This window comes from Aestuariimicrobium sp. p3-SID1156 (assembly GCF_025144225.1).
Taxonomy (GTDB): Bacteria; Actinomycetota; Actinomycetes; order Propionibacteriales; family Propionibacteriaceae; genus Aestuariimicrobium.
On sequence record NZ_JALXXB010000002.1, the window covers coordinates 71,529 to 98,240 of the forward strand.

Here is a 26,712-nt window from a genome sequence, read left to right on the forward strand (position 1 = left end):
GTGGGTTCAGGGGGCGGGGCCGGTCGATGGATCGGTCAGGCGGTTGCCGCGGCCGGCTCGGCGGCCATGTCATCGGGCATGTTGTCGACGCTGATGCGTCGGCGGAAGACCCAGTAGGTCCAGATCTGGTAGCCGAGTACGACCGGCACGAAGATGGCAGCTGCCACCGTCATGATCTTCAACGTGTACGGAGAGGAGGACGCGCTCCACATGTCCAGGCCGGGCTGCCCTGAACTGATGAAGCCCAGGTTGCCGTACATGGTCAGGAAGAAGGACACGATCATCGCCATGATGCCCACTCCGGTGGACAGGAAAGCGACGCTGTCCTTGCCCTTGCCGACCAGGTAGCCAGCGGCCAGCACCGACAGGCCGGCCAGAGTCATGAGGATCCAGGTCAGGGTGTGCATCATGGCGTTGGACTTGCCGTAGGCGATGTTCATCCAGATGCCGAAGACCAGCAGGAGCGCCCCCGCAACCAGGGCCAGCTTGGAGCCGAGTGCCTTGGCGTCCTCGTGGAGCTCTCCGCGTGTCTTGAGTGCCAGGAAGATCGCGCCGTGGGCGCAGAAGAGCACGACGAAGAGCACTCCGCCGAGCAGGGCGAAGGGGCTGAACAGGCTCCACAAGGAGGCGGTGACCAGAGGCGGGTTGCCTCCGACCGGGATGCCCTTCACGAAGTTGGCGAAGCCAACACCCAGGACCAGCGAGGGCAGGAAGGAGCCGATGGTGGCCATCCAGTCGAAGGTATTGCGCCAGCTGCTGTCCGGGTGCTTGCTGCGGTACTCAAAGGCCACGCCGCGGATGATCAGGCCCAGCAGGACCAGCAGCAGCGGCAGGTAGAGGCCGGAGAAGAGGGTCGCATACCAACCCGGGAAGGCGGCGAACATGGCACCGCCGGCGGTGAGGAGCCAGACCTCATTGCCGTCCCAGACCGGCCCGATGGTGTTGACCATCGCGCGCTTGCGACGGTCGGAGCGGCCCATGATCGGCAGCAGCATGGCGACGCCGAAGTCGAATCCCTCGAGGAAGAAGAACCCCGTCCAGAGCACCGAGATCAGGATGAACCAGATCGGGGTGAGCAGGTGGTGGCCCGCGGAGGCCTCAAGCAGTGTGAGCATCATGGTTCTGCCCTCCCGTCAGTAGGCGAAGGACAAGGGCGCATCCTCGTCCTGCTGGATTTCGACCGGAGCCACTTCGGGGAGTCCCTTGCGCATGAAGTGGAAGAAGAGCCCGACCTCGATCACGGCGAGCAGGCCGTAAACCACCGTGTAGAGGATGGTGGAGAACAGGACGTCGCCCACGCTGTTGCCGGGGGAGACACCGGACAAGGTGGACATGACGCCCGCGACCAGCCAGGGTTGGCGTCCCATCTCGGTGAAGATCCAGCCGAAGGAGTTGGCGAGCAGCGGCAGGAAGGGCAGCACTCCCATGGTCAGCTGCCAGGACCTGCTCGGGGCGGGGATCTTGTCCTTGCGGGTGGCCCACAGGATCAGCAGGGCGCCCGCGATGCCCAGGAAGCCCAGGCCCATCATGAGTCGGAAGGTCCAGTAGGCAACCGGGATGTTCGGGGTGATCTTGACCTCCTGCTTCTTCAGCTCAGGGGCGTAGGTTCGCTGGAGCTCGGTCTGGGAACCGTCGGCACGCTTGAAGCCCTCCGCCGCATACTGCTTCTGGATGTCGTTGATGCCGGCCACCGGTGCGTTCCACTTCCCGGTTGCCAGGAAACCCAACAGACCCGGGACCTCAATGATGTGTTTGGCCTCGGTTCCGCTGGGGTTGCCAATGGAGAGCACGGAGAAGTTGGAGCCGTCGGAGGTGTTGTAGTGCGCCTCGGCAGCAGCCATCTTCATGGGTTGCGCCTCCACCATCACCTTGGACTGGAAGTCGCCGGAGACCACGACGAACAGGCTGGCAATCAGCGTGACCCAGGCACCGAACTTGGCGGCCCACCGCCAGGTGCCGGCGTCCTTGATCGCGACCTCGTCGCCGGCCTGCACACCTCGCTTGTTCTTGGCCAGGTGCCAGCCCGCGATGGCGGCGATCAGGGCGCCGGCGGTCATGTAGCAGGCGGCGATCTGGTGCGGGAAGGTGGCCAGGAAGACGGGGTTGGTGAGCACGGCCCCGAAGTCGGTGAGCTCGGCGCGGCCGTTGCGGAAGGTGGCTCCGACGGGGTTCTGCATCCACGAGTTGGCGGCGAGGATGAATACGGCCGACAGCAGGGTGCCAATCGCGGCCATGTAGATCGCCAGCAGGTGCAGCTTCTTGGGCAGCTTGTCCCAGCCGAAGATCCACAGGCCGAGGAAGGTCGACTCGAGGAAGAAGGCCAAGAGTGCTTCCAGGGCGAGCGGGGCGCCGAAGACGTCACCGACGAAGCGGGAGTACTCCGACCAGTTCATGCCGAACTGGAACTCCTGGACGATGCCGGTGACCACACCCAGGGCGAAGTTGATGAGGAATAGCTTTCCGTAGAACTTGGTCAGCTGCAGGTAGCGGTCGTTGCCGGTCTTGTACCACACCGTCTGGAGCACCGCCACGAGCATCGAGAGCCCGATGGTGATCGGCACGAAGAAGAAGTGGTACACCGTCGTGATTCCGAATTGCCAGCGGGCAATCACTTGTGCGTCCATGAGGCGAAAGATACTACGCCTCGTCGTAATTAGACCAATGGCAGGCTATTCTGGGCGACGTGCCGGTTCTGGGTGAGTTGGAGAGCGCGATCATGCGCGTGCTCTGGAATTCACGCGAGCCGATGAGTGTGAGGGCGGTGCATGACGCGCTCGCCAGCGAACGGTCTTTGGCCTACACCACGGTGATGACGGTGCTGGACCGCTTGGCGAAGAAGGGGCGAGTTGATCGCGAGCAGGATGGCCGGGTCTGGATGTACCGCCCCGCCACGACCCAGGCGGATCTGATCGTGGCCGAGATGCTGGACCTGCTCGAGGAAGCGGGGGAGGAGCAGAACGTCGTGCTCGGACAGCTCGCTTCCGCCCTGAACGCCGCGCAGCGCGAACACCTCGGCCGGGTCCTGAAGGCGCACGCCTGAACTCTGTCAGGAGCTGACAGCGCACACCTGAGCCGCGAGCCGTGCCGCGGTTGAGGCGTCGACCTGGCGGGCCGTGGTGACCCCTACTCTGTGGGATCCGGCCTCATCTTTCGCACCGTCGCCCTGATCTCCTGCGGTCTGCCTCCACCGCCTGCTGTCTCCGAACGGGCACGGAGGAGATCGGCAATGCCTGATTTCAGCCCTGGGTCGCCGTCGATCAGCGACTCGTGCCCGGTCGAGGTCATCAGGGTCAAGAACTCCCCTGTGGACAACGGGGCCAAGACTGCCGCTGGCCCCCATAACCCAGACATGAGACCCCACGAGATCCAGGCTGTGCTGAGCGCGGAGGGCATCATCTGCATCCGCGACCACCCCGGCACGGCTCGCCCATTGTCCCGAATGGCGGCGAAGGGCCTGGTCAAACGCCTGTTCCCCGGTATCTACGTGGCGGCGTCGCAGGCAGAGCTGCTCTGGGTGCGATGCGCCGCCCTGGCCCGCTGGGAGCCGGACGCCGTCATCACCGGCACCGCAGCAGCCAGGTTCAGCCATGACCCCGACGCGAAGGTGGACATCATTGAGTTCCACTCCACCCGCAAGAAGTGGGCCCCGACCGGGTTTCGGCTGCACCGCTCGCCGGTCCCTCCCGAGGACGTCGCCGAGCACAAGCAGCTCCGCATCACTCGAGTCGCCCGGACCATCGTCCACCTTGCCTCCGGTGATGACGGTGCCGCCATCGACTGCGCCTTCCGCGCCACGAGGACCCGCCTGCAGGACCTCCACGAAGCCCTCGACCGGGGCGGCCGACGCCACGGCAATCGGCGTCGCCGTGAGGTGGTGGAGGACAGCCGCGATCAGCCCTGGTCACCGGCAGAGCGACTGCTCCACAAGATCCTCCGCCAGGCGGGCGTCACCGGGTGGGCCACCAACTATCGCGTGGAACTGGGCAATCGCCACGCCCATCTCGACCTGGCCTTCGTCGATCTGGGAATCATGATCGAAGTCGACGGTCGGACCTTCCACGGGGCCGACGCCTTCGAAAGTGACCGCGCACGCCAGAACGACCTTGTCAAGGCCGGGTGGGTGCCGCTGCGGCTGACCTGGGCGATGCTTCAGGAGCCCACCCTCGTGGTCGAGCTGGTCCGCTCGCTGATCGGCCTGCGCCGCCGCCTCCACCGGGCTGCCGGCCAGCAGCTGCTCAGCTTCGCGTGATCTGTGCGTACCGCCCACGGACGTGGTGCAAGGGGGTGTCATCCGCTCCGATGGTGATGTCAACTGCGCGGCAGGTGACCTGCTGCATCCAGCCCACCTCGCAGACGTCCTCCACCTCCACTGCGGCCCAGGTCTGGGCACCTGCCAGCAACGGCCCATAGTCGGTCTGCCGGAACTCGGCATGCTTGAACGGCCCGCGCGGCGCTGGCGTCAGTCCGGCGAACATGTCGGCGATGGCACGGTCGCCCCATTCCAGCAGGGTCACGGTGGCCCGTCCGGTCTCCTCCAGTGTGCTGGCCAGTTCGGAGGTCGGGTCTATGAACCCCACCACCCGCCACGGCTCCCCGGGCACGACGAGCATCGAGCTGACCGTCAACCCCCCCGGCCACTCGCTCAACTGGCCGGCGCACCACAGGCTCACCCGGTTCCCCAGCCGCCCCCGCAACTGCCGCCCCAGCACGCGCTCGTTCTCGGCGAAGGGGTGGGAGGTGTGGATGGTCATGTCTCGGGATTTCCTGTCATTGCGTGGTCTGTCTCTCAGCCGACTGCTGGCAGTCTAGGACGCCACCTCAACAGCTGCCGCGCGGAATTGTGCCTGGTAGAGGTCGTGGTAATGCCCACCGGACGCAAGGAGTTCGGCGTGGGTCCCCTTCTCCACGATGGCTCCGTCCTCCATCACGAGGATCAGGTCCGCGTCACGAATGGTGGAAAGCCGATGCGCGATGACGAAGCTGGTCCGGCCCTCGCGCAGGGTGTTCATGGCCTGCTGCACCAGCACCTCGGTGCGGGTGTCCACCGAGCTGGTCGCCTCATCGAGGATCAGGATCGACGGGTTCGCCAGGAAGGCCCGGGCGATCGTGACCAGCTGCTTCTCGCCGGCCGAGATGTTCGAACCCTCCTCGTCGATCACGGTGTCATATCCGTCGGGCAACGAGTGCACGAACCGGTCAACATAGGTCGCCCGAGCCGCCTCCAGCATCTCCTCCTGCGTGGCATCCAATCGCCCATAGAGGATGTTGTCGCGAATGGTCCCGCCGAACAGCCAGGTGTCCTGCAGCACCATCCCCATCCGGTGGCGCAGCTCAGCGCGCGGGACCGAGGAGATGTCGACCCCGTCCAGCAGGATCTCGCCGCCATCGAGCTCGTAGAAGCGCATCAGCAGGTTCACCAGCGTGGTCTTGCCCGCCCCCGTCGGCCCCACGATGGCGATCGTCTGGCCGGGCTCGGCCACCAGCGAGAGGTCGCGGATCAACCGGCGCCCGGGGGTGTAACTGAAGTCCACGTCCCGGAACTCGACTCGCCCGCGGCTGGGCGCCAGGTGCCCCTCGGAATCGGGGCGCATCTCCTCCGCGTCCAGCACCTCGAAGACTCGTTCGGCCGACGCGACGCCCGACTGCAGGAGGTTGGCCATCGACGCGAGCTGCGTGATCGGTTGGGTGAACATGCGCGAGTACTGGATGAAGGCCTGGACGTCGCCGAGCGGCATCCTGCCCCGCGCGACCTGCAGACCACCGACCACTGCGACCACGACGTAGTTCAGGTTCCCGATCAGGAACATCACCGGCATCATCATCGAGCTCAGGAACTGGCCACGGAAGCTTCGTTCCCGGAGCTCGCGGTTGCGTTCGGCGAACAGCTGCTCCACCTCGCGCTGCCGGCCAAAGACCTTGACCAGGGCGTGCCCGGTGAAGGACTCCTCGATGGTCTGGTTCAGCGTGCCGGTGGCAGCCCACATGCCCTGGAACTCCTTCTGGGCGCGCTTGCCGATCAGCGCCGCCGCCACCCCGGACAGCGGCACGATCAGCAGCGTCGCGCCGGTCAACCACAGGCTCAGTGAGCCCATCATGATGAGCACCCCGACCACCATCAGCAGCGCGTTGAGGATCTGCTGGAGGGTCTGTTGCAGGGTCTGGGCGACGTTGTCGATGTCATTGGTCATCCGGCTGAGGAGCTCCCCGCGGGGCTGCTTGTCGAAGTAGCTGAGCGGCAGCCGGTCGAGTTTGGCAGACAGGTCGCGCCGCAGCCCGTAGACCACCCGCTGCACCACCTCGTTGAGGATCCAGCCCTGCAGGAAAGTCATCAGCATCGCGCCCACGTAGAGCACGAGCGCGAGCAGCAGGATCCGCCCGAGGGCATGCTGGTCGATCCCCTGCCCGGGCACGACCGGCATTGTGGCCAGCATGTCGGCGAAGTCCCCCCGGCCGGCGGCGCGCATCTGCTCGATGACCTGGGCCTTCGTGACCCCGGCGGGCAGGTCCTTGCCGACCACCCCCGCAACGATCTGGTCGGTCGCCCGCCCCAGGATCTTGGGCCCCACGACATTGCCCGCGACGCCGAACACCGCAAGAGCCACCACGATCCCGATCAGGATCCGCTCGCCACGCATCCGCGCGAGCAGGCGCTTCAGCGAAGGCATGAAGTTCGCGGCCTTCTCCACCGGAGCCATCCCGTGGGTTCCGGGGCCGGCGTTCTTCCGAGCGATCGCCTCGTGTTTCGAGCGCTGGTTGGCCTTGACCGACGTCGCTGCCTGGGGGACGCCGGGAGCCGGCTTCGAGCTGGGTTCGGTGCTCATGCGGCGGCCTCCTCGGCGCTCAGCTGGGAGTCGACGATCTCCTGGTAGGTGGGGCAACCGTCCAGCAACTCCTCGTGGGTGCCGCGGCCGACGATGCGGCCGTCGTCCAGCACCAGGATCTGGTCTGCGTGGCGGATGGTCGAGACGCGCTGGCCCACGATGAGCACCGACGCGTCGCGGGTGACGGGCTCGAGTGAAGCGCGCAGCCGCGCGTCCGTGGCGACGTCAAGGGCCGAGAAGGAGTCGTCGAAGACGTAGATGGCGGGTTTCTTGATCAGGGCGCGGGCGATGGAGAGGCGCTGGCGCTGGCCGCCGGAGACGTTGGTGCCGCCCTGGCTGATGGGCGCTTCGAGGCGTCCCTCCATGTCGCGCACGAAGTCCTCGGCCTGGGCGATGCGGAGGGCCTCCCACATCTGTTCGTCGGTGGCGTCCGGGTCGCCGTGGCGGAGGTTGGAGGCCACAGTGCCGCTGAACAGATAGGGCCGTTGCGGCACCAGGCCGACCGATGCCCACAGCGTGTCTGGATCGATCTCGCGGATGTTGACCCCGCCGATGGTGATCTGTCCGCTGGTGGCATCGAAGAGGCGGGGCACCAGGTTGACCAGGGTCGACTTGCCGGCGCCGGTGGCGCCGATGATGGCGGTGGTCTGGCCCGGGAGCAGGTCGAAGGAGACCTCGTGCAGGACCGGCACCTCGGCGCCGGGATAGGTGAAGGTGACGTCCTCGAAGCGGACGTGGCCGGGGTCGGGCAGCTGGCTGATGCCGTGGGATGGTGGGATGACGGAGGAGTCGGTGTCCAGGACCTCCCGGATGCGGTTGGACGAGACCATGGCGCGGGGGGCCATGAAGACCATCATCGTGCTCATCATCACGCTCATGAGGATCTGCACCAGGTAGACCATGAAGGCGGTGAGCTGGCCGATCTGCAGGTGTCCGGCGTCGATGCGCGTGCGGGCGAACCACATCACCGCCACCGAGGACACGTTCATCACGACGAAGAGGACCGGGAAGAGCAGGGACATGATGCGTCCGATGCGCAGGCCCACCCAGCGGAGGTCGGTATTGGCCTGGTCCAGACGGGCTGCCTCATGGCGCTCGCGGGCGAAGGCCCGGACCACGCGGATGCCGGTGATCTGCTCGCGGACGACGCGGTTGAGGGTGTCGATGCGCGTCTGCTGGGCGCCGAACAGCGGGATGACCAGGGCGATCAGGAATCCGAGGATGACCGCGAGGGAGAGGACTGCCATGAGGATGACCCAGGAGAGCTGGACGTCCTCGCGCAGGGCCATGAAGACGCCGCCTGCCATGGTGATCGGGGCGGAGACCATCATGATCAGGCTCATCAACACCAGCTGCTGGACCTGCTGGACGTCGTTGGTGCTGCGCGTGATGAGGGAAGGGGCGCCGAAGGTGTTCAGTTCGCGGGTGCTGAAGCTGAGCACGCGGCCGAAGATGCGGGCGCGGAGGTCAGCTCCCAGGCCCATGGCAATGCGGGCGCCCAGGTTGGCGGCGCTGATTTGCGCGATGGCCTGGACGGCGGCGACCCCGAGCATGATGGCGCCGTTGCGCCAGATGAAGGGGATGTCCTGCTCCATCACGCCGTGGTCGATGATGCGGGCGTTGAGAGTGGGTAGGTAGAGCGAGGCCGCGGCGGCGAGCACCTGCAGGAGAATGACGGCCGCGACCATGCCTGCATAGGGACGGATGTGCTGGTTGACCAGCCGGACGAGGTTCATGCGCGGTCCTTGAGGCCGTGGAGGAGGATGTCGACGAGCACCGTGTCAGGCACGTGCATGTCGAACATCGGGTGGCTTGCGGTGAAGGCGGCCGCGTGGATCTGGGCCACCACGGTCTGCAGGGGGAAGCGGAGCTCGTGCTCGAAGGGGGCGAGGGCCTCGGCCATGGCCTCTTGGAGCCGAACGAGCCGTTCATGGTGCTGCTCATGGGAATGCTGTCTCGGTGCCTGGGGGCGGTCGGCGACGGCGAGGGCGAAGACACGTCCGACCCGTTCCATGGCCCCGCGTTGGAGGCTGAGCATGTCGGCCACGCGTTGCTCGAGGGTGGGGGACTGGAGCTCTCGGAGAGCCGCACAGGTCGGTGCCGGATCGAGGACATGGCAGATGACCGCGTCGAGCAGGGCATCCATGGAGGGGAAGTAGCGGAAGATTGTGCCCTCGGCGACGCCGGCGGCTTCGGCCACGGCCCGTGCCGTGAACCCGGCCGGTCCGGCCATGGCCACGACACTGGCGGCTTCCAGGATGGAGAGCCGTCGCTGAGCGGGGGAGAGGGCGGGGGCGCGCGGGGTCACAGAGGAAAGGGTAATGAGTGAGCGCTCACTCACGCAACGCGAGACGGCTTTCCTCGCTCTCCTCCACGCTCCCGAGCCGTCAAAGGAGGGGTCCATACCGGAGGATGCGAGACCGACGCTGGAGGGGATCCCCACAGGCGCTCCGATGTCCGTAAACGGGCACGGAGGGAACCGGGGAGGCCAGAAATGGCGGGAGTTCATCCCGCGTGATTCATCCGTGCCCGTTTGCGGACATCGGTGTGTCGTTCTCGGGCGGTCGGGGAGCGATTGCCTACAGAGTTGCCGTGCCCGGGGGGTGCCGGCCCAGAGGGGTACCAGGGTCGAGCACACGCACGCTCCCGAGCAATCCCCCCTCGGCCCGACTCATCCCCTCTGAACTCCAGATGTGGGGGTCGTCCCGGTGCCGGGTGCGGTGGAAGCCCTCGCGGCTCCAAGACCCTGGTCGACAGCGGCCTGGCCGAGGCCATCGTTGACAACCTTGCTACGGGACGGTTTATACCGGATCGGAGCGGAATTCGTATCGCATTGCGCTAATCCCACCCCAGCGGATCGACATCGGGCCTATCCGCACATTTCTTTCCACGGCGTGTGACTCTTGAAGACGAGACATCATCTTTCACACGGAAGAGGGGAAAGACATGACCTCCGAACTCGATCCGACCAAGGATCAGGCGGCCGCCGAGGCCTCCGCACTCAAGGACACCGTCAAGACCGAAGCAGCCGATCTGGGCTCCACCGCCAAGGGCGAGGCCAAGCAGGTTGCTGCCGAGGTGAAGTACCAGGCCCGGGGCGTGCTCGACGAGTCGGTGTCGCAGCTGCGCTCGCAGGCTGCCACCGGCCAGAACCGCCTCGCCGAGGTGGTGCGCGACCTGGCTCGTGAGGCCGGCCAGATGGCTGGCGCCTCGGATGCCAACGGCGCTGTCACCCGGCTCGCGGGGGACGCATCCCGGGTCGGCGATGACGTGGCCTCCTGGCTCGATTCCCGCAACCCCGAGGACGTGCTGGACGACGTGCGCCGCTTCGCGGCCCGCCGCCCCGGCACCTTTTTGGCCCTGGCCGCTGGGGCAGGCTTCCTCGCTGGCCGTTTCATCCGCGGCATGCAGTCCGACGCCGACCAGCCGCGTGCGCTCGAGTCGGGACGCCGAGGGCTCTACGACCAGGGGTACTACGAGCGGGCCCAGTCGACCTACACCCAGGGCCAGTACGCCCCCGGCAACCAGTACACCCCCGGCAGCCAGTACACCCCCGGTGCTTCGTACACCACAGGCACCCAGTCCGCGCAGGGTGAGGGGCACCTCTACAGCTACTCCGACGACGAGCAGCGCCTCGGGGAGCAGAACCGATGAGTAACCCGAACAATTTTGGGGCCGGAAGTGGCAATCCCCCGATAGTGCCCGGCCCCCTCTCGTCCGGGGAGGACGAGTACCGCCGAGGTGACCAGTACGGCCAGCAGGGCCAGTACGGGCAGCAGCCCAGCTACAGTCCGGGCACCCAGGATCCGCAAGAGCCGCGCGATGGCTCTGCCGGGCAGGACGGCCAGTGGGGACAGCAGGGCCAGTACGTGCAGCCCGTGATCGGTGATCCCAACGCGGCCGACTATGGCCAGGCCGCAGCGCCCAGCGTCGATGCGAGCGAGACCGTCATCCAGCAGCGCAACCCCTACCAGGGCGACCAGCGTCACGGGGGCGAGAACCCCCACCGTGCCGACCAGGACTGGGGCTCGGTGTCCCACGATCGTCAGGAGCAGCGCTTCGAGGACCAGCGCTTCGCTTCCGGCGACGCGGGACGCGGAGGAGCCTCTGCCGCCGACCGCTCGATGCTCGAGAGCAATCCGCGCGTCCCCGGGGACAGCCGGAACCTCGGCGAGATCATGGGCGACCTCACCAACGACTTCTCGACGCTGATGCGTCAGGAGGTCGCCTTGGCCAAGGCCGAGATCAACCAGTCCGTCAAGAGCGCCGGCAAGGGCGCGGGGCTGCTGGGTGGCGCGGGTGTCGCCGGCCACATGGTGTTGCTGTTCGGCAGCCTCGCCCTGTGGTGGTTGATCGCCCACCTGCTCGACGGGGACGCTCCCAAGTACGGCTGGAGCTTCCTCATCGTGGCGGTCCTGTGGGGTATCGCCGCTGCTGTCATGGCCGCCAAGGGCAAGGCCGAACTCAACGAGGTCCAGGGGGTCCCGCAGACCCAGCAGACCCTCAAGCAGATTCCCGACGCCGTCAAGGGCAATGAGGAGAAGAACCGATGAGCACCAACGATCCCGACCAGATTCGCGAAGAAATCGAGCGCACCCGCGCCAACCTCAGCTATGACGTCAACGCCTTGGCCGACGAGGCCAACCCGAAGAATGTGGCCCAGCGTCAGGCTGACAAGGCGGTCGAGGGAGTGCGCAGCGGCATCCGCAACGTGAAGGAGCGCATCATGGGAAGCGATGACAGCTACGACCAGTACGGCCGTGACCCCTACGGCCACGAGGACCGTTCGGCCACCGACCGTGCTCGTGACGCCGCCTCGGACGCCAGGGACGCGGTGGGCGAGAAGGTTGATGACGCCCGCCACTTCGTTTCCGACAAGGCCGGGGACGCCCGTCAGGCCGCGAAGCAGGCTCCTCGTGAGGTCCGGAGCCAGGTACGTGGCAACCCGCTGGCAGCCGGCCTGATCGCCTTCGGCGTAGGCTCGCTGATCGGCAGCCTCTTCCCGGCCACCCGCTACGAGTCCCGTGCGGCCGACACCATCAAGGACAAGGCGCAGCCGGTGGTCGACGAGGTCAAGGACCTTGCCAAGGATGCTGTGGACCAGGTCAAGCCCGCCGCCCAGGGGGCCGTCGACGAGGTCAAGCAGGCTGCCCAGGACGCCAAGGACAATGTGACCGACCAGGCCCAGAGCGCCAAGGACAGCACGGTCCAGCAGGCCCAGGATGCCAAGGACAATGTCCAGTACGTCCACGAGCAGGACAAGAACACCACCCAGTTCTGATCGTCACGCACCACGAAACGGCCGGCACCTCGAGGTGCCGGCCGTTGCCGTACACGGGCCCTAGAGCGTCGTCGGTGGAGAACCCAGGGGGCGCCCCGGAACTGCCGACGCCCACGAAATCCCGATGCTCACGAAACCCCGACGCTCACGAACTCCCGACGCTCACACGCTCGCGGCGGTCAGAAGCTGACGAATGGGTTGCTCTCCTCGGCGGGCTGCTCCTCCGGGCTCTCCTCAGTGCCCTGCTCGTCCTTTGCTTCGGCGGCGCGCGTGGGGCTCCGGTCCAGCTTCACGGCGGTCCCGTAGGCGGTGATCTCACTGGCCGCGTCGGCGATCTTGCCACCGTCGAATCGCAGCCCGATGACCGCATCGGCGCCCGCGTCCTGGGCCATCTCGACCATCGCGGAGATGGCTTCCTGCCGGGTCTCGGTCAGGATTGCGGTCATGTCGGGGCTCGGACGCATGTCGCGCGGACGCGTGATGACGCCGAGGACTTCACCCAGAACCTCCACCACGTCGCGTCCGGGAATCGACTCAGTGGTGACCACGAGCACATCGCGCCGGATCATCTGGGCCTTACGACGCTCGGGCTCGGGCACGGGAGTCGGCGGCACCGGGTGCGCCGGGCCCGACTGCTGCGGCTGCGGGTGCGGCTGCTCGGACGTGCCCGGCTGGCCTGCCCATCCGGGCTGCTGCTGGGGCTGCCCCCAGGCGGGCTGCTGGGGCTGCTGACCCCACCCCGGCTGCTGTTGCGGCTGGCCCCAACCGGGCTGCTGCGGGGGCTGGCCGCCCGCACCCTGCCAGGGTCCGGAGGGCTGGCCGTAGGGGTTCTGACCATAGGGTGGGTAGCTCATGGTCGCCACGATAACGGTTGCCGGGGGCCCGGGGGAGAGCCTTGGGACGTGAGTTGCCGGCAGCGCATCAGATGAGTCGCGCGAGCCCCAGGATGTGGGCCATCGCTGATGCCCTCGATAGGCTGGGGGAGTGAGTGAGAACAACCAGCCCCAGACCCCGGCGCCGGACAGTTTCGAGCAGGCAGACGCCTCCGAGCAGCAGCAGGTCCGCCGTGACAAGCGCCAGCGCATCCTGGACGCCGGGGGGCAGGCCTACCCCGGTGACCTGCGCCGTTCCCACTCCCTGGCGCAGGTGCGTGAGGGCTGGGGCCACCTCGCGTCCGGTGAGGAAACCCAGGAGGAGGTGACCATCGGCGGTCGTGTCGTCTTCATCCGCAACACCGGCAAGCTCGCCTTCGCCACCCTCCAGGACGGCTTCACCCCCGCCGACAGCGGCGAGCGCCTGCAGGTCATGCTGTCCCTCGCCGAAGTGGGTGAGGACGCCCTCGCGGCGTGGAAGGCCGAGGTTGACCTCGGCGACCACGTCTGGGTGCGGGGGCGGGTGATCAGCTCCCGTCGTGGCGAGCTGTCGGTGATGGCCACCGAGTGGCGGATGGCGTCCAAGGCGCTGCGTCCGATGCCGGTGATGCACAAGGAACTCTCGGAGGAGACCCGAGTTCGCCAGCGCTATGCCGACCTGGTGGTCCGCCAGGAGGCCCGCGACATGGTGCGGCTGCGCTCCCTGATCACCCAGTCCATCCGACACACCTTGGAGGACCAGGGCTACCTCGAGGTCGAGACGCCCACACTCCAGCTGATCCACGGCGGAGCCGCGGCGCGTCCCTTCAGCACCCACCTCAATGCCTTCGACATCGACATGACCCTGCGGATCGCGCTGGAGCTCTACCTCAAGCGGGCGATGGTCGGCGGGGCGGACCGGGTCTACGAGATGGGACGCATCTTCCGCAACGAGGGCATCGATTCCACCCATTCGGCCGAGTTCACGATGCTGGAGGCCTACCACTCCTGGGGCGACCAGTTCACCATCGCCCAGACCATCAAGGACATCATCCAGAATGCCGCGCGTGCGGTGGACCGGATGCAGGTTGAGACCCCTGCAGGGACCATCGATCTGGGTGGTGAGTGGGAATGGCTGCCGCTCTACCCCGGGCTCTCGGCAGCTGTCGGCGAGGAGGTCACCCTCGACACCCCGCGTGCCGACCTGCAGCGCCTCGCCGAGAAGTACGAGATCGAGGTCAACCCGGACTGGAACGACGGCAAGCTGGCGATGGAGCTCTTCGGTGAGATCGTCGAACCCACGCTGATCCAGCCGACGTTCGTCTGTGACTACCCGGCCATCGCCCAGCCGCTGGCCCGCCCGCACCGCGAGGATCCGCGCATGGTCGAGGCCTGGGACCTCATCATCGGGGGCGTCGAGCGAGGCACGGGTTTCACCGAGCTGATCGACCCGATCGTCCAGCGCGAGGTGCTCACGGCGCAGTCGCTGAAGGCAGCCGCCGGAGACCCCGAGGCGATGCAGTTGGACGAGGACTTCCTCAATGCGCTCGAGTTCGGCGCCCCGCCGATGGGTGGCCTGGGGCTCGGCATCGATCGCCTGATCATGCTCTTCACCGACGCCGGCATCCGGGAGACGATCCTGTTCCCGCTGCTACGCCCCCGGGGCTGAGGCCATCGGGCGGGTGCCCTGGGGCGTGGGCGGGGACTACTTCCAGAGAGTGGAGATCGCGAACGCCGCGGCCATCAGGCCCATGCCGATGAGGACATTCCAGTCGCCCAGGTCGCGCATGAAGGGGATGCGGTTACCCGCAATGTAGTAGGTGACCAGCCACAGGCCACCGAGGATGCCGGTGGTGATGAAGGTCGGGGGCACCCAGCGACGCGAGGTGTAAGCAGCGGCGCGCTGCTTCTCGCTGCGCTTCTCCGCAAGCTCAGCCTTCTGCTTGGCCTTGCGCTTCTCGGCAGCCGACTTCGACACCTTCGACTCAGGCATGCTCGTCCTTCTGTTGGGGCCCTGTACCAGAGGTAGCCTAGTCGACCAGAGCGATGCCACCGAATGGCAGGAGATGGGCATGGAGCAGGACCGCACGGCAGCGGCCCCCGCGCGCCTGCGTCGGCTCTGGAAACTGGTCACCGGACGCGGGCAGAAACAGCCGCGCAGCCGTCGTGCACGCGCCGCCACCTTCGTGGCCATCACCCTGGCCGCGCTGATGATGACCGTCGGCGCGCTGGCCGCCAATGGTGGTGACCTCCGCGCCGGACGCAACCAGGACCTCTCTGCCCTGGTCGCCGCGAGGGCAGGGGAGAACAAGCAGCTCGCCGAGCAGATGGCGTCCCAACGCCAGGAACTGGACCAACTGCAGAAAAGCCGAGTCCGGGACCCGCGGCAGGCTGCTGCCCTGGAACGCGCCGCCCAGCAGGCGGGTGCCCGCCCGGTCACGGGGCCAGCGTTGCGCGTGGTGCTAAACGATGCCCCGGCTAAAGTGAAGCCGGAGGGGGTCGACGAGGACCTGCTGATCGTCCACCAGCAGGACATCCAGATGGTGGTGAACACATTCTGGTCGGCCGGTGCCGAGGCAATGACGGTTCAGGGGCAGCGCGTGATCTCCACCACCGGGATCAAGTGCGTGGGCAATTCCGTGGTGCTGCACGGCATCCCCTACGCGCCCCCGTACGTGATCGAGGCGATCGGTGACGTGGATGCCCTGCTCGCTGCCCTGGACAACAACCCGCAGGTGACGATCTACAAGCAGTACGCGCAGGCCTACCAGCTGGGCTGGAAGGTGGAGCGCCTCGGGGAGGTCCAGATGCCGGCCCACACCGGTGGGGTGGCCCTGAAATATGCCCAGCCCGTCCCCTGAGGGTGGCAGACTGTCCGGGTGCGGATCCTGGTCATCGACAACTACGACTCCTTCGTCTACAACCTCGTCCACTACCTGGCCCAGCTCGGCGCCGAGGTCGAGGTCTGGCGCAATGACGATCCGCGTCTGGGCAATCTCGAGGGGGACGCCGACCAGGAACTGCTCTCGCAGGGTTTCTCCGGCGTGCTGCTCTCGCCCGGCCCGGGCACCCCGGAGGAGGCTGGCGCCTGCATCGACATCGTCCGTCACCTGGGGGGGAAGCTGCCCATCTTCGGGGTCTGCCTGGGCCTGCAGTCGATGGCGGTGGCGGGCGGGGCAGTGGTGGGACGCGCCCCTGAACTGCTCCACGGCAAGACCTCCGAGGTCTTCCATGAGGGCACTGGCGTGTTCGCGGGGCTCCCGAACCCCATGATCGCGACGCGGTACCACTCGTTGGCGATCGTGCCACAGACCCTGCCGGAGGAACTCGTCGTGACGGCGCGTACGGCGTCGGGAGTGATCATGGGGATCCGCCACCGTGACCTACCCGTCGAATCGGTGCAGTTCCACCCGGAATCGGTACTCACCGAGGGCGGCTACCAGCTGCTGGCGAACTGGCTCGCCGAATGTGGGGACGCCGAGGCGCCGGCGCGAGCCGCGGGGATGTCGCCGCTGGTCAGCCTGCGCTGAACCAGCTGTCCCAGGGCCTCCGAGGTCAGGCCGAGGCCGACTCGGAGGGAAGGCTGGGGTCCCCCGACGGCGAGGGGGTGGTCGGCGTTGGAGTGGTCGTCGGCGTGGACGTCGCCGGGGATGACGGCGGCTGGGTCGTCCGCGTCGGGCTGGGGGCAGTCGTGGTAGGCACGGACGTGGTTCGGGGCAGCGTCGACGGGGGTTCCTGGGTGGGCGGCTCGGTGGAGGGAGTTGTCTGGGGCGTCGACGCCTCGGTCGTGGGAGCCGCCGCGATCTTCACCGTGATCTGCGTCGTGCGGTCGAGCGCCTCCCCAGACTTCGGGGTTTGTTCGAAGACCTGCCCGGCGGTGTGTTCGGAGGTTGTCACCGTGGTGACCGCAATCCTGAATCCCTTTTCAGCGGCCGCCGATTCGGCCGCCTCCTTCGTCTTGCCGGTGAAGTCGGGGACCAGCGATGTGCCTGTTGCCACCGTCACCTCAACGGCCTGCCCGGCCGGCACCTCGGCGCCTTCGGCAGGATTGAGCTTGCTGACATCGCCCTTGTCGAATTTCATGTCCTCGGTGGCCGGGTCATCGGCCTGTTGCCGGACCGTGAAACCGGCCTTCTTCAGCGCAGCGCTCACCTGGGCGAAGGGTTTGCCGACCAGCCCACCCGGGATCTTGGCCATCTTCGGGCCCTGGTTCACCACGATGTTGACACTGGTGCCCTCGACGGCGGTCGTCTGCCCCTCAGGGGTCTGGCTCAGCACCTGCCCCTTGGTGTCGGCGTCCCTGTTCACATAGGTGACCGTGCCGACCTTGAGCTTGTAGTTGACGATCGTCGAACGCGCCGCCTCCTCCGAGAGCCCCTTCACCCGGGGGACTGTGACCATGGCGACCTCGGGCCCTCCTCCGGGGCGGAGGACCTGCCACAGGCCGAGCGCCAGGGCCGCGACCAGGGCGAGGGCCAGTGCACCGATCACCCAGGGCAGGACGCCGCGGCGTTCCTCCTCCTCGTCATCCTCGGCGATCGTGGTGACCGGGATGACCGGCCGCGGTGGGGTCAGCTGGGAAACAGCGGTCGGGGGAGTGGTGTCAAAGGGCACCGGTTCCTGGGGGAGCGCGGCGGTGATCTCCTCACCGGCGAGCAGCCGGGCGATGTCATCGCGCATCTCCTCGGCGTCCTCGTAGCGATCCGCAGGATCCTTGGCCAGCGCCTTCAAGGTGATGGCGTCCATGCGGGGACTGATCTCGGGATCGAGGTCGCTCGGCGGCACCGGAGCCTCACGGACATGCTGGTAGGCCACCGACACGGGGGAGTCACCGATGAAGGGCGGGCGACCGGCGAGTAGCTCGTAGAGCAGGCAGCCGGCCGAGTAGATGTCGGAGCGGTTGTCGACGGTCTCCCCGCGAGCCTGCTCCGGGGAGAGGTACTGCGCGGTGCCGATGACCGCCGCGGTCTGGGTCATGGTGGCCGAGGTGTCCGCGACAGCTCGGGCGATGCCGAAGTCCATCACCTTCACCACGCCATCGGTGGTCAGCATCACGTTGGCGGGCTTGATGTCGCGGTGGATGATGCCGGCGCGGTGGCTGTAGCCCAGGGCGTCCAGGGTGCCCTGGACGAACTCGAGGGCACGTTCGGGGAGGATCTTGCGGCCATCGCGCAGGATGTCCTTGAGGGTGTGCCCCTCCACGAGCTCCATGACGATGTAGGGGACCTGGATGTGGGCGTGGGGGTCCTCGGCCTCACCGGTGTCGTAGACCGAGACAATGTTGGGGTGGTTCAGGCCGGCGGCGGATTGCGCCTCCCTCCGGAAGCGGGCCTGGAAGGTGGGGTCGGTGGCGAGGTCGACCCGAAGTCGCTTGATCGCCACGTCGCGATGCAACCTCGTGTCACGGGCACGCCAGACCTCAGCCATGCCGCCTCGCCCGATGATCTCGTCGAGACGATAACGATCACCGAGCACGGTGGGTTCCGTGGTCATCGGTCACGTCCTTTCCTCGGGGCTCTTCCTCGCAGCGTCGGGGCACTCATCGCAGGGCCTCGATCACTGCCTTGGCAACGGGGCCGGCCAGGCGACCACCGGCGATGTCATTGCGTTCGACGCCCGACTCCTCGATGAAGACGGCCACGGCCACATCGGGATTCTCGCTGAAGGCGACGAACCAGGCATAGGGCGGACGATTCGGATCCGACTGCGCGGTACCGGTCTTCCCACCCACCCGCACATCGGGGACCCGGGCGGCGGTGCCCGTTCCCTCCTCGACGGTCCTGACCATCATCTCCTGCAGGGCACGCGCATTGTCCTTGCCCATCGCCCGGTTCAGCTTCTGCGGCCGGTGGGTCGACTGGACGCGCAGGTCGGCGCCGCGCACCTCCTTCACGATGAAGGGCTGCATCACCTGACCATCGTTGGCGATCGCAGCTGCCACCATGGCCATCTGGAGCGGGGTGGCGGCGACCTCGAACTGGCCGATGGAACTCTGTGCGGTCTGGGGAGGGTTGAGGTCCTGCGGGAAACGGGAGGAGACCAGCGGCACGTCGGTCTCGAAGTTCTGATTGAAGCCGAACTTCTCGGCCTGCTCCTTCAGCTTCTCAGCGCCCACCTTCATGCCGATGTTGGCGAAGGCGGTGTTGCAGGACACCGTGAGTGCCTGTTCGATGGTGATCCTGTCCCCACCGCAGTCGGTCTCGTTGCCCAGCCAGGTGTTGGTCTGGGGGAGTTTCAGGTGTTTCGGGGCATCGAACAGGGTCTCGGTGCTGAACCCGTTCTCGAGGGCTGCGGCGGCGGTGACCAGCTTGAAGGTCGACCCCGGCGGGTAGACCTCCTTGCTCGCGCGGTTGAGCAGGGGCTTGTTCTTGTCTGCAAGCAGGGCACTCCAGTTCTTCTGGGCCTGCTTCAGGTCGGTGGTGGCCAGCTCATTCGGGTCATAGGTGGGCAGGCTCAGATAGGTCAGGACAGCACCGGTGTGAGTGTCCAGGGCGACGACCGCACCCTTTCGTCCTGCCATCGCATCCCAGGCTGCTCGCTGGGCCTTCGCATTCAGCGTCGTCTGCACCGAGCTGCCCGCCGGGGCCTTGCCTGTCAGGGCGTCGATGGTGCGTGCCAGCGCCTGGTCAGCGCTGGTGCCGGCCAGGCGCTTGTTGTGGTTGAGCTCGATCCCAGCCTTGCCAAAGTCATAGGAGTAGTAACCGGTGGCCGTGGCGTAGAGCTGGGGCTGGGAGTAGTGGCGGGTGTACTTGAAGCGTCCGCTGCTGGGCTTGGACAGGGCGACGGCGTCGGTGCCGACGAGGATCGCGCCGCGGTTGCGTGCGAACTCTGCGTCGGCGACCCGCCGGTTGCGCGGGTCATTGTTCAGCGGGGTGGCGCGCCCCACCTCCAGCCAGGAGACGTTGAGCAGCAGGGCGGCCATCATCAGCGCGGCGAGCATGGCGACGCGTCGGATCGGGCGATTCATGCTGTTGCCCCCTTCGAGAACACTTGGGTCACAGCGTCAGCATCGGTGGCCATCACGGGCTCGTGCTGGACAAGGGTGACCGGCTTGCGGGCCGAATGGCTGATCACGATCAGCAGCCCGACGATGGCCCAGTTCGCGACCAGGGAGGAGCCACCCTGAGACATGAAGGGGGTGGTGAGACCGGTGAGCGGCAGGAGGCGGGTGACGCCCCCGATGATCGCGAAGACCTGGAGAGCGAAGACGAAACCCAACCCGGTGGCCAGTAGCTTGGTGAACTCGTCGTGGGCAGCCAGGGCCGCACGCAGGGCTCGGGCAACGATGATGGCATACAGCATGATGACTGCCATCAGGCCCGCGGCGCCGAGTTCCTCACCGATCGCAGCGGCGATGAAGTCACTCTTGGCGAAGGTGGTGAGGCCGGGACGCCCCAGGCCCCAGCCGCGTCCGGTCAGCCCGCCGTAGGCGAACCCGTACTGGGCCTGAATGACCTGCAGGTTGCGGTCGTAGTCGTCGAAAGGGTGCAGCCAGGCATTGACGCGGATCTTGACATGGTCGAAAAGGCGCCAGGCGAGCAGGCCGCCGGCCGCGAACATGAGACCTCCCACCACGACCCATCCGATGCGTCCGGTGGCGACGTAGAGCATCACCACGAAGAGGCCGAAGAAGAGCAGCGCGGTCCCGAGGTCGGTCTGGAAGACCATGACGGACATCGCCGCCGCCCACATGATCGCGATCGGGCCAAGGTCACGAAGTCGCGGGAGGTGGAGCGGGCCGACCTTGGCTCCGGAGAGCGCCAGTACTTCACGCGTCTGCACCAGGTAGGCGCTGAAGGCGATTGCCAGCAGGATCTTGGCGACCTCGGAGGGCTGGAAGGAGTAGGGACCGATGCGAATCCAGATGCGGGCACCCAGCACCTCGCGTCCCAGGCCCGGCACCATCGGCAGCAGCAACAGGACAAGGCCGCCCAGGAACATCAGGTAGGGGAAACGGTCAAAGACCCGCACGTCCCGGATGAAAACCAGCACCATCGCGAACAGGACCATGCCCAGACCAGTCCACAGGAACTGCGTCCAGGCATCATTGCGCGGAGGGCTGGGGATCAGGTCAATGCGGTGGATCATCGCCAGGCCCAGGCCATTGAGCGCGATGACGCAGGGAAGGATGATCGGGTCGGCGTAGGCCGCGCGCCAGCGGATCAGCAGGTGGCAGGCCAGGGCCATGCCCAGCCACAGCCCGCACACCCAGGGCCAGTTGGAGGGCACCTCGCCTGTCATGTTGAGGCCGGTGAGCAGCCACCCGCCCAAGCCGAAGGTGGACGCCAGCAGGACGAGCGCCAACTCGACATTCCTGCGGCGCCGGTAGGTCACCATGGTGGCGCCCTCGACGAGGGCGACGGGGGGCCCAGCAACCTCCAGCCCGGACATCAGCAATCCTCCGCCGAGGTGGGGGTGCTGCCGGGAGGGGAGGAGGCAGTGGTCTGCGGCTGGGACAACGCCGATTCCGGCGCGGGGATGCCCTCAGGACTGGTGGATGCCGAGGGGCTCATGGAGGAGGGGCTCACCGAGGAGGAGGGGCCGCTCGACGGAGAGGACGAGGGGCCCTCCTGTGGCGGGGTGTTGCGCTGGGCGCGCTTGGCGCGGCAGGCATTGGCCAGCGAGCGAAGCTCGGCGACCGTGCGTCGCGCAGCAGGCAGGTCGTCGGCCTGGATCGTGGCGGCCACACGGTTCTGGTAGAAGGTGGGCAGGTCATCGACCGTGACCTCAGAGGTCTCGGCCACCCGCTGGAATTTCACCCCCAGCAGCTGGCCGGGGATGCCGTTGTAGATCGTCACCTTCTCCTCAGGAGAGGAGCCGACGTAGTACTGGCTCTTCGCGTAGGCGACCCCCCCGAAGCCCAGGCCGGCCAACACGACCACCACCAGGATGCTGCTGAGGACCGGTCCAAGCCAGCGTCGGGGCTTGACGAGGGTGGGCGCATAGCGGAGTGATTCAACGCGTTCGGGATCGATGACAACGTCAGCGGTCTGCTCCTCGTCGTCCTCCTCAGCGACGATGGCGGCGCTCGTGCTCGTCGGGTCGATCTCGGGGACGGTGGTGTCCACGGCGGCGCCGATCACCTCGGCGGGGCGAGCATCCAGCTCGTCCGACTGGGGCAGGACATCGGCCAGGATGATGGTGATGTTGTCGGCACCGCCACCGTGATAGGCCTGCTGGATGAGACCGTCCATGGCGCGGTCGAGGTCGGTGCCCTGCAGGTGGTCCAGGATCTGCTGGTCGTTGGCGAAGCCACAGAGGCCATCGCTGCAGAACAGCAGCCGGTCACCCTCCTGCAGATCAACCAGCAGGGTATCGGGACGGTGGGTGGGCTGGCCGTTGAGGACCTTCAGCAGCAGGTTGCGGTGAGGGTGGGTCTCTGCTTCGGCCTCGGAGATCTTGCCCTCGGCCACCAGGGACATCACCCAGGAGTGGTCGGTGGTCAGTCGTTCGAGGTGGCCGTTGCGCAGGAGGTAGGCCCGGGAGTCACCGATGTGGACGAGACCAAGCTGTTCCCCGGAGAACATCGCTCCGGTGACGGTGGTTCCCATGCCGTCCAGGGAGTGGTCGGCGGCCACCAGGTCAGCGAGCCTGTCGTTGGCGTGGATGACCGCGTCCCCCAGGACCGTGAGCATCTCCTCGCCCTGCAGGCGCTGGTCGATCCTGTCGATGGTGGTGATCGCCACAGTGCTGGCCAGGTCGCCCGCCGCCGCCCCACCCATGCCGTCGGCGACGACGAGCATGTTGGGGGAGGCGAAGCCGGAGTCCTGGTTGTTCTTGCGCAGCGGCCCGATCTCAGAATGGGTGCGGAAGTCGAGGCTGAAGGTCATTGTTTCTCCAACCTCATCACGGTGCGTCCGATGCGAATGAGGTCTCCGGCGCGGACGGGGGTGGGGGCGGTGATGCGCACGGTGTTCAGGCTGGTTCCGTTGGTGGATCGCAGGTCCTCAATGCGCCACTGCCCTTGATCGTCCTGGGTGAGCTGGGCATGCCGGGTGGAGGCATAGTCATCGTCGATGTTGAGGGCCGAGTCCGCGGCCCGTCCGATCCCGACCACCCCTGCCAGCGGAATGGTCAGACCCGCTTGTCGACCTTCAATCACGACCAGTGAGTTGGGTGCCTTCCGTGAGGGGCGTCGGCGTGGCTTGCCGGGGTTCACCAGGGCGAGCTCACCGGTCGCGGTGATCGAGCGGCCGAACATGTCGGTGCGGATCACATTGGCCACGAAGATGATGAATGCCCACATGACCGCCAAGAAGGCGATCTTCAGGGCGCCGACGATGACTTCACTCAAAATCAAGCCCCCGCCGGGGAGTGGATCAGCATCCGGGTGGTGCCGATCTCCAGGCGAGAACCATCGCCCAGGGTTGCTTCACGACACTTGGTCCCATTGACGGTGATGCCATTCGTGCTGCCCAGGTCCTCGATGTGGATGACCATGTGGGGACCCTGCCCCTGGACGTGGATCATCGCGTGCTTGCGGCTCACGCCCGGATCGTTGATGCGCAGGTCGGCCTCGGAACCCCGCCCGATCAGCAGCCCTGGTGGGGTCAGCGGGTGGCGGACACCGTTGACCTCCAGCACCAGCGGGGAACGGCGCTGAGGCTGCAGGCCGACCGGGTTCTGGTACGGGCTCTGCTGCTGGTAGGGGCGCTGCCCCTCGGGCGCATGGGCGCGCGGGGGTTGGGGCTGTCGAGCCTCGACGGTGGCGGCGGCAGAACTGGTGACCGTGAAGCGGCCCGTGGGCAGGGTGTCGTCACGTTCGTAGTCGATGACGATGGGCCCGTTGAAGACGTAGCGCCTCTCGGAGGCATGGTCGCGAAGCTCGGGCACGATCTCCGCGTTCAGCGTCCGGGCGTAGGGCACCAGTCGCTCGTAGTCGCGAGGGGAGAGCCCGACCACGAAGCTGTTCGGGACGAGGCGCTTGTCGCGACTGAGCAGCTTGGCCTCCGCGTCCAGCTCGCGCTGCAGGCGGGCAGCGATCTCCACCGGCTGCACGTCGCCCTTGAAGGCGCGCGCGAAGACGCCGTTGACGGCACCCTCGATGGACTTCTCGACCCTGTCGAACAGGCCCATGGGTGGCTCCTTTCCGCTGGCGACGACTCGACCCGTGGATCGGGCGTCCCGTCCATGCTAGCGACGAGAGCCCCCCACCCAGCCTAGCGGCAGACCCCGGTGGGACCGATTCCCACCAGATGGGGCCTGCGGGGGGATCAGGCGTCCGGTGGTGTGGGTGGGATGGGGGCGCCGAAGGGGATCGCTGGTTCGGTGTTGACCAGTGAGTAGGCGGCGCGCTGCAGGTAGTCGCGCATGGCAGCGTCCAGCTCGGGCTCCAGGTTGGCGGCATCGACGCCGGCCATCATGTGGTGGAGCCAGCGGTCACGAGCCTCGGGGGAGATCTGGAAGGGCATGTGGCGCATGCGCAGGCGGGGGTGGCCGCGGCGCTCGGAGAAGGTGGTCGGCCCGCCCCAGTACTGCTCCAGGAACATGCGCAGGCGCTCCTCGGCAGGGCCGAGGTCCTCCTCCGGGTACATCGCCTTCAGCAGCGGGTCAGCGGCCACTCCCTGGTAGAAGACGTGGACGATCGTACGGAAGGTCTCCGCCCCGCCCATGCGCTCGTAGGGGGTCTGGTTCGCCGAGTTCTGCATGGACCAATTGTTGCAGGCGTCGCCGACAAGCCCTCAGGGACGGGCACGCCCCCAAAGGACGGGCATGGCCTCAGGCCAGGCGGCCGAAGCGCTCCACGGCGTTGATGCTACCGACGACCTGGATCATGTCGTTGGGGCCGAGCACAGTGTCGGGGTTTGCCGGACGCCATCCCTGCCCGGGCTCCTTGACCGCCACCACGGACACCTCGTGCCGGTCCCACAGGTTGAGCTGCCCCAGCCGTTTGCCCTGGAGCTCGACGGTGGGGATGGTGCGGACCAGGGCGAAGTCGGTGCCGAGCTCGACGTAGTCGAGCAGGGCGCCACGGACCAGGTGGGCCACGCGTCGGCCCATGTCCTTCTCCGGCTGGATGACATGCTGGACGCCGAGTTGGCGCAAGATGCGGGCGTGGGGGTCGGTGACCGCCTTCGCCCAGACGTCGGGGACACCCATGCCGACGACCAGCGACGCGGTCAGGATGCTGGCCTCGATGTCAGACCCGATGGCCACCACCACCCGGTCGAACTCGCCGACTGCCAGCTCGTTGAGCACTTCCTCGTCGGTGGTGTCTCCACGAACGACGTGGGTCAGTTTCGTGTTGAGCTTCTGGACCGACTCGCCGTTGTTGTCCACGCCCAGCACCTGGGCGCCGGACTTCATGAGTTCCAGTGCCACGGAGGCGCCGAAGCGTCCCAGCCCCAGCACCGCAACAGAATCGACGGCACCGGAGACAGCAGCGGGGTCGGTACCCCCGAAGAGCGACAACCTAGCCAATGATCGGCCTTTCTGTGGGGAGGTCGTAGAGCCTCTGACGATGGGGGGCCGCGAGAGCCGTGGCCACAGTGATGGGCCCCAGGCGTCCGATGAACATCAGGACCACCAGCACCAGCTGGGCGGGGTCGTTGAGCTTGGGGGTGATGCCCGTTGTCAGGCCCACTGTGCCGAACGCCGAACAGGCCTCGAAGAGCACCTCATCGAGGGAGAACGGGGTGAGTGCCAGCAGCAGTGCGGTGGCCGAGACGACGAGTGCCACGGCCAGGAGGGCCACGGTGATCGCCTGGCGGTGCACCGAACGTGAGAGCCGCTTGCCGAAGACATTGACTGCGTCCTGCGCTCGGATCTCGCTGAGGATGATGAAGAAGAGAACGCCGAAGGTGGTGATCTTGATGCCACCGGCAGTACCTGCCGGTCCGGCGCCAATGAACATGAGGACATCCATGCCCAGCCAGGTGACACCGTGCATGGCGCCGATGTCGACCGAGTTGAAGCCGGCGGTCCGGGTCTGGACGGCTTGGAAGAAGCCCGCCAGGAGACGGCCGGCCGGGTCGAGGTGGGACAGCGAATTGTTCCACTCCAAAACCGTGATGTAGGTCGTCGACAGCACCAGCAGGCTCAGGGTGCCGATGAGTACCAGCCGGGTGTTCATGGTCCACTTCAGAGGCGCCCGGAGGTGGCGTTGGAGCTGCCAGAGCACCGGGAATCCGAGGCCACCCAGAATGATGCCCACGCAGATCGGAAGGCTCACGAAGGGATCGTTGGCGAAGCCGATCATGTTGTCGCTGTAGAGCGCGAAGCCCGCGTTGTTGAAACAGGAGACGGCGTGGAAGGCGGCGTACCACAGGGCTCGTTCGAGGCTGTAGCCCAGCGACAGGAACCGCGCGAACAGCATCAGTGCGACCACGAACTCGATGAGCAGCCCGGTGCCGAGGACTCGTCGCAGCAGGGCGCCCACATCCCTGACCTCGCCCTCGCCCTTGGTCTCGGAGGTGGCGTTGAGGCGCGAGGACAGGCTCAGTTTCCGGGTCACCGTCAGGCCCAGGATAGTGGCCGCCGACATGACGCCGAAACCGCCGATCTGGATCAGGCACATGATGACCGTCTTGCCGAACCCCGTCCAGTAGGTAGCGGTGTCCACTGTGGACAGGCCCGTCACGCAGAGCGCGGACGTGGCGGTGAACAGGGCGGGGAAGAAGGGGATGCCACCGGGGTGCTGGGTGGAGATGGGCAACATCAAGAGACCAGTCCCCATGGCCAGGACCGTCAGGAAGCCGACGAAGGTCGCGCGGGCCGGCTGGGGAATCCGCGTGGGGCTGGAGGCTGCCACTCGCACAAG

24 protein-coding genes and 2 pseudogenes are annotated in these 26,712 nt (G+C 67.0%); 8 read left to right on the forward strand and 18 right to left on the reverse strand.

Going from position 1 to position 26,712, the window contains the following annotated elements:
• Positions 1-35: 35 nt before the first annotated feature.
• A complete protein-coding gene (gene cydB, locus M3G03_RS03040) occupies positions 36-1,115 on the reverse strand; it encodes a cytochrome d ubiquinol oxidase subunit II (protein WP_259808584.1) in 1,080 nt (359 codons plus the stop codon).
• 18 nt (positions 1,116-1,133) lie between these two features.
• Positions 1,134-2,624, reverse strand: a complete 1,491-nt coding sequence (locus M3G03_RS03045; protein WP_259807999.1) for a cytochrome ubiquinol oxidase subunit I — start codon at positions 2,622-2,624, stop codon at positions 1,134-1,136.
• 59 nt (positions 2,625-2,683) lie between these two features.
• On the opposite strand from M3G03_RS03045, the gene M3G03_RS03050 reads away from it, so the two are divergent.
• Together M3G03_RS03050 and M3G03_RS03055 are read left to right on the forward strand one after the other, a co-directional pair.
• A complete protein-coding gene (locus tag M3G03_RS03050; protein ID WP_259808000.1) occupies positions 2,684-3,040 on the forward strand; it encodes a BlaI/MecI/CopY family transcriptional regulator in 357 nt (118 codons plus the stop codon).
• A 309-nt stretch (positions 3,041-3,349) separates the two neighbouring features.
• Positions 3,350-4,249 carry an endonuclease domain-containing protein gene (locus M3G03_RS03055; protein WP_259808002.1) on the forward strand — a complete coding sequence of 300 codons (900 nt, stop codon included), beginning with the start codon at positions 3,350-3,352 and terminating at the stop codon, positions 4,247-4,249.
• Here the strand turns inward: M3G03_RS03055 and M3G03_RS03060 are convergent.
• From M3G03_RS03060 to M3G03_RS03075, 4 genes are read right to left on the reverse strand one after another with little or no spacing between them, the layout of a single operon-like run.
• Positions 4,236-4,751, reverse strand: a complete 516-nt coding sequence (locus tag M3G03_RS03060; RefSeq protein ID WP_259808004.1) for a flavin reductase family protein — start codon at positions 4,749-4,751, stop codon at positions 4,236-4,238. The genes M3G03_RS03055 and M3G03_RS03060 overlap by 14 nt on opposite strands.
• A gap of 54 nt (positions 4,752-4,805) precedes the next feature.
• Positions 4,806-6,821 (reverse strand): ABC transporter ATP-binding protein, encoded by a 2,016-nt coding sequence (locus M3G03_RS03065; protein WP_311197459.1) that lies wholly within the window; start codon positions 6,819-6,821, stop codon positions 4,806-4,808.
• A complete protein-coding gene (locus M3G03_RS03070) occupies positions 6,818-8,557 on the reverse strand; it encodes an ABC transporter ATP-binding protein (protein ID WP_259808006.1) in 1,740 nt (579 codons plus the stop codon). The genes M3G03_RS03065 and M3G03_RS03070 overlap by 4 nt, the downstream gene beginning before the upstream one ends.
• On the reverse strand, positions 8,554-9,129 hold the full coding sequence (locus M3G03_RS03075; RefSeq protein ID WP_259808007.1) for a TetR family transcriptional regulator: 576 nt from the start codon (positions 9,127-9,129) through the stop codon (positions 8,554-8,556). Before M3G03_RS03075 ends, M3G03_RS03070 begins: the two co-directional genes overlap by 4 nt.
• A gap of 638 nt (positions 9,130-9,767) precedes the next feature.
• On the opposite strand from M3G03_RS03075, the gene M3G03_RS03080 reads away from it, so the two are divergent.
• The 3 genes from M3G03_RS03080 to M3G03_RS03090 are packed head-to-tail and all read left to right on the forward strand — an operon-like array spanning position 9,768 to position 12,102.
• Positions 9,768-10,475: a hypothetical protein gene (locus M3G03_RS03080; protein ID WP_259808008.1), complete on the forward strand. Its 708-nt coding sequence runs from the start codon at positions 9,768-9,770 to the stop codon at positions 10,473-10,475.
• Positions 10,472-11,374, forward strand: coding sequence for a phage holin family protein (locus M3G03_RS03085; protein WP_259808009.1), 903 nt, complete (start codon positions 10,472-10,474; stop codon positions 11,372-11,374). Before M3G03_RS03080 ends, M3G03_RS03085 begins: the two co-directional genes overlap by 4 nt.
• Positions 11,371-12,102 carry a DUF3618 domain-containing protein gene (locus M3G03_RS03090; RefSeq protein WP_259808010.1) on the forward strand — a complete coding sequence of 244 codons (732 nt, stop codon included), beginning with the start codon at positions 11,371-11,373 and terminating at the stop codon, positions 12,100-12,102. Before M3G03_RS03085 ends, M3G03_RS03090 begins: the two co-directional genes overlap by 4 nt.
• Positions 12,103-12,281: 179 nt before the next feature.
• On the opposite strand, the gene M3G03_RS12835 is transcribed toward M3G03_RS03090, so the two are convergent.
• Positions 12,282-12,956 carry a heavy metal-binding domain-containing protein gene (locus tag M3G03_RS12835; protein ID WP_311197460.1) on the reverse strand — a complete coding sequence of 225 codons (675 nt, stop codon included), beginning with the start codon at positions 12,954-12,956 and terminating at the stop codon, positions 12,282-12,284.
• A gap of 229 nt (positions 12,957-13,185) precedes the next feature.
• On the opposite strand from M3G03_RS12835, the gene lysS reads away from it, so the two are divergent.
• Complete coding sequence (lysS, locus tag M3G03_RS03100) at positions 13,186-14,622, forward strand: lysine--tRNA ligase (protein WP_396121878.1); 1,437 nt, start codon at positions 13,186-13,188, stop codon at positions 14,620-14,622.
• Positions 14,623-14,658: 36 nt separating this feature from the next.
• On the opposite strand, the gene M3G03_RS03105 is transcribed toward lysS, so the two are convergent.
• Entirely contained in the window at positions 14,659-14,946 is a 288-nt protein-coding gene (locus M3G03_RS03105) for a cell division protein CrgA (RefSeq protein WP_259808012.1), read from the reverse strand.
• 79 nt (positions 14,947-15,025) lie between these two features.
• Between M3G03_RS03105 and M3G03_RS03110 the strand changes: the two genes are divergently transcribed.
• On the forward strand, positions 15,026-15,814 hold the full coding sequence (locus M3G03_RS03110) for a DUF881 domain-containing protein (RefSeq protein WP_259808013.1): 789 nt from the start codon (positions 15,026-15,028) through the stop codon (positions 15,812-15,814).
• An 18-nt stretch (positions 15,815-15,832) separates the two neighbouring features.
• A complete protein-coding gene (locus M3G03_RS03115; protein WP_259808014.1) occupies positions 15,833-16,483 on the forward strand; it encodes an aminodeoxychorismate/anthranilate synthase component II in 651 nt (216 codons plus the stop codon).
• Between the two features lie 25 nt (positions 16,484-16,508).
• On the opposite strand, the gene pknB is transcribed toward M3G03_RS03115, so the two are convergent.
• From pknB to M3G03_RS03160, 10 genes and pseudogenes are all read right to left on the reverse strand, one after another.
• Positions 16,509-18,446 (reverse strand): Stk1 family PASTA domain-containing Ser/Thr kinase, encoded by a 1,938-nt coding sequence (gene pknB, locus M3G03_RS03120; protein WP_259808015.1) that lies wholly within the window; start codon positions 18,444-18,446, stop codon positions 16,509-16,511.
• A 46-nt stretch (positions 18,447-18,492) separates the two neighbouring features.
• Positions 18,493-19,920, reverse strand: a complete 1,428-nt coding sequence (locus M3G03_RS03125; RefSeq protein WP_259808017.1) for a penicillin-binding protein 2 — start codon at positions 19,918-19,920, stop codon at positions 18,493-18,495.
• Positions 19,917-21,344, reverse strand: a complete 1,428-nt coding sequence (locus M3G03_RS03130; RefSeq protein WP_259808019.1) for an FtsW/RodA/SpoVE family cell cycle protein — start codon at positions 21,342-21,344, stop codon at positions 19,917-19,919. Before M3G03_RS03130 ends, M3G03_RS03125 begins: the two co-directional genes overlap by 4 nt.
• Positions 21,344-22,783, reverse strand: a complete 1,440-nt coding sequence (locus M3G03_RS03135; protein ID WP_259808020.1) for a PP2C family serine/threonine-protein phosphatase — start codon at positions 22,781-22,783, stop codon at positions 21,344-21,346. Before M3G03_RS03135 ends, M3G03_RS03130 begins: the two co-directional genes overlap by 1 nt.
• The gene (locus tag M3G03_RS03140; RefSeq protein ID WP_259808022.1) at positions 22,780-23,247 is read right to left on the reverse strand and encodes an FHA domain-containing protein; all 468 of its coding nucleotides are present in this window, start codon (positions 23,245-23,247) and stop codon (positions 22,780-22,782) included. Before M3G03_RS03140 ends, M3G03_RS03135 begins: the two co-directional genes overlap by 4 nt.
• 2 nt (positions 23,248-23,249) lie before the next feature.
• Positions 23,250-23,552, reverse strand: a pseudogene (locus M3G03_RS12890) (FHA domain-containing protein); the annotation flags it as partial.
• A 122-nt stretch (positions 23,553-23,674) separates the two neighbouring features.
• A pseudogene (locus M3G03_RS12895) lies at positions 23,675-24,029 on the reverse strand (DUF3662 domain-containing protein); the annotation flags it as partial.
• Positions 24,030-24,166: 137 nt separating this feature from the next.
• Complete coding sequence (locus tag M3G03_RS03150) at positions 24,167-24,601, reverse strand: globin (RefSeq protein ID WP_259808025.1); 435 nt, start codon at positions 24,599-24,601, stop codon at positions 24,167-24,169.
• Between the two features lie 70 nt (positions 24,602-24,671).
• On the reverse strand, positions 24,672-25,373 hold the full coding sequence (locus tag M3G03_RS03155) for a TrkA family potassium uptake protein (RefSeq protein WP_259808027.1): 702 nt from the start codon (positions 25,371-25,373) through the stop codon (positions 24,672-24,674).
• On the reverse strand, positions 25,366-26,703 hold the full coding sequence (locus tag M3G03_RS03160; protein WP_259808029.1) for a TrkH family potassium uptake protein: 1,338 nt from the start codon (positions 26,701-26,703) through the stop codon (positions 25,366-25,368). Before M3G03_RS03160 ends, M3G03_RS03155 begins: the two co-directional genes overlap by 8 nt.
• Between the last annotated feature and the right edge of the window lie 9 nt (positions 26,704-26,712).

Bases quoted from the DNA above. Each gene is read 5' to 3' on its own strand.
- cydB (WP_259808584.1), bottom strand. From the start codon at position 1,115: ATGCTCACACTGCTTGAGGCCTCCGCGGGCCACCACCTGCTCACCCCG.
- M3G03_RS03045 (WP_259807999.1), bottom strand. From the start codon at position 2,624: ATGGACGCACAAGTGATTGCCCGCTGGCAATTCGGAATCACGACGGTG.
- M3G03_RS03055 (WP_259808002.1), top strand. From the start codon at position 3,350: ATGAGACCCCACGAGATCCAGGCTGTGCTGAGCGCGGAGGGCATCATC.
- M3G03_RS03060 (WP_259808004.1), bottom strand. From the start codon at position 4,751: ATGACCATCCACACCTCCCACCCCTTCGCCGAGAACGAGCGCGTGCTG.
- M3G03_RS03065 (WP_311197459.1), bottom strand. From the start codon at position 6,821: ATGAGCACCGAACCCAGCTCGAAGCCGGCTCCCGGCGTCCCCCAGGCA.
- M3G03_RS03070 (WP_259808006.1), bottom strand. From the start codon at position 8,557: ATGAACCTCGTCCGGCTGGTCAACCAGCACATCCGTCCCTATGCAGGC.
- M3G03_RS03080 (WP_259808008.1), top strand. From the start codon at position 9,768: ATGACCTCCGAACTCGATCCGACCAAGGATCAGGCGGCCGCCGAGGCC.
- M3G03_RS03085 (WP_259808009.1), top strand. From the start codon at position 10,472: ATGAGTAACCCGAACAATTTTGGGGCCGGAAGTGGCAATCCCCCGATA.
- M3G03_RS03090 (WP_259808010.1), top strand. From the start codon at position 11,371: ATGAGCACCAACGATCCCGACCAGATTCGCGAAGAAATCGAGCGCACC.
- M3G03_RS12835 (WP_311197460.1), bottom strand. From the start codon at position 12,956: ATGAGCTACCCACCCTATGGTCAGAACCCCTACGGCCAGCCCTCCGGA.
- M3G03_RS03105 (WP_259808012.1), bottom strand. From the start codon at position 14,946: ATGCCTGAGTCGAAGGTGTCGAAGTCGGCTGCCGAGAAGCGCAAGGCC.
- M3G03_RS03110 (WP_259808013.1), top strand. From the start codon at position 15,026: ATGGAGCAGGACCGCACGGCAGCGGCCCCCGCGCGCCTGCGTCGGCTC.
- pknB (WP_259808015.1), bottom strand. From the start codon at position 18,446: ATGACCACGGAACCCACCGTGCTCGGTGATCGTTATCGTCTCGACGAG.
- M3G03_RS03125 (WP_259808017.1), bottom strand. From the start codon at position 19,920: ATGAATCGCCCGATCCGACGCGTCGCCATGCTCGCCGCGCTGATGATG.
- M3G03_RS03130 (WP_259808019.1), bottom strand. From the start codon at position 21,344: ATGTCCGGGCTGGAGGTTGCTGGGCCCCCCGTCGCCCTCGTCGAGGGC.
- M3G03_RS03135 (WP_259808020.1), bottom strand. From the start codon at position 22,783: ATGACCTTCAGCCTCGACTTCCGCACCCATTCTGAGATCGGGCCGCTG.
- M3G03_RS03150 (WP_259808025.1), bottom strand. From the start codon at position 24,601: ATGCAGAACTCGGCGAACCAGACCCCCTACGAGCGCATGGGCGGGGCG.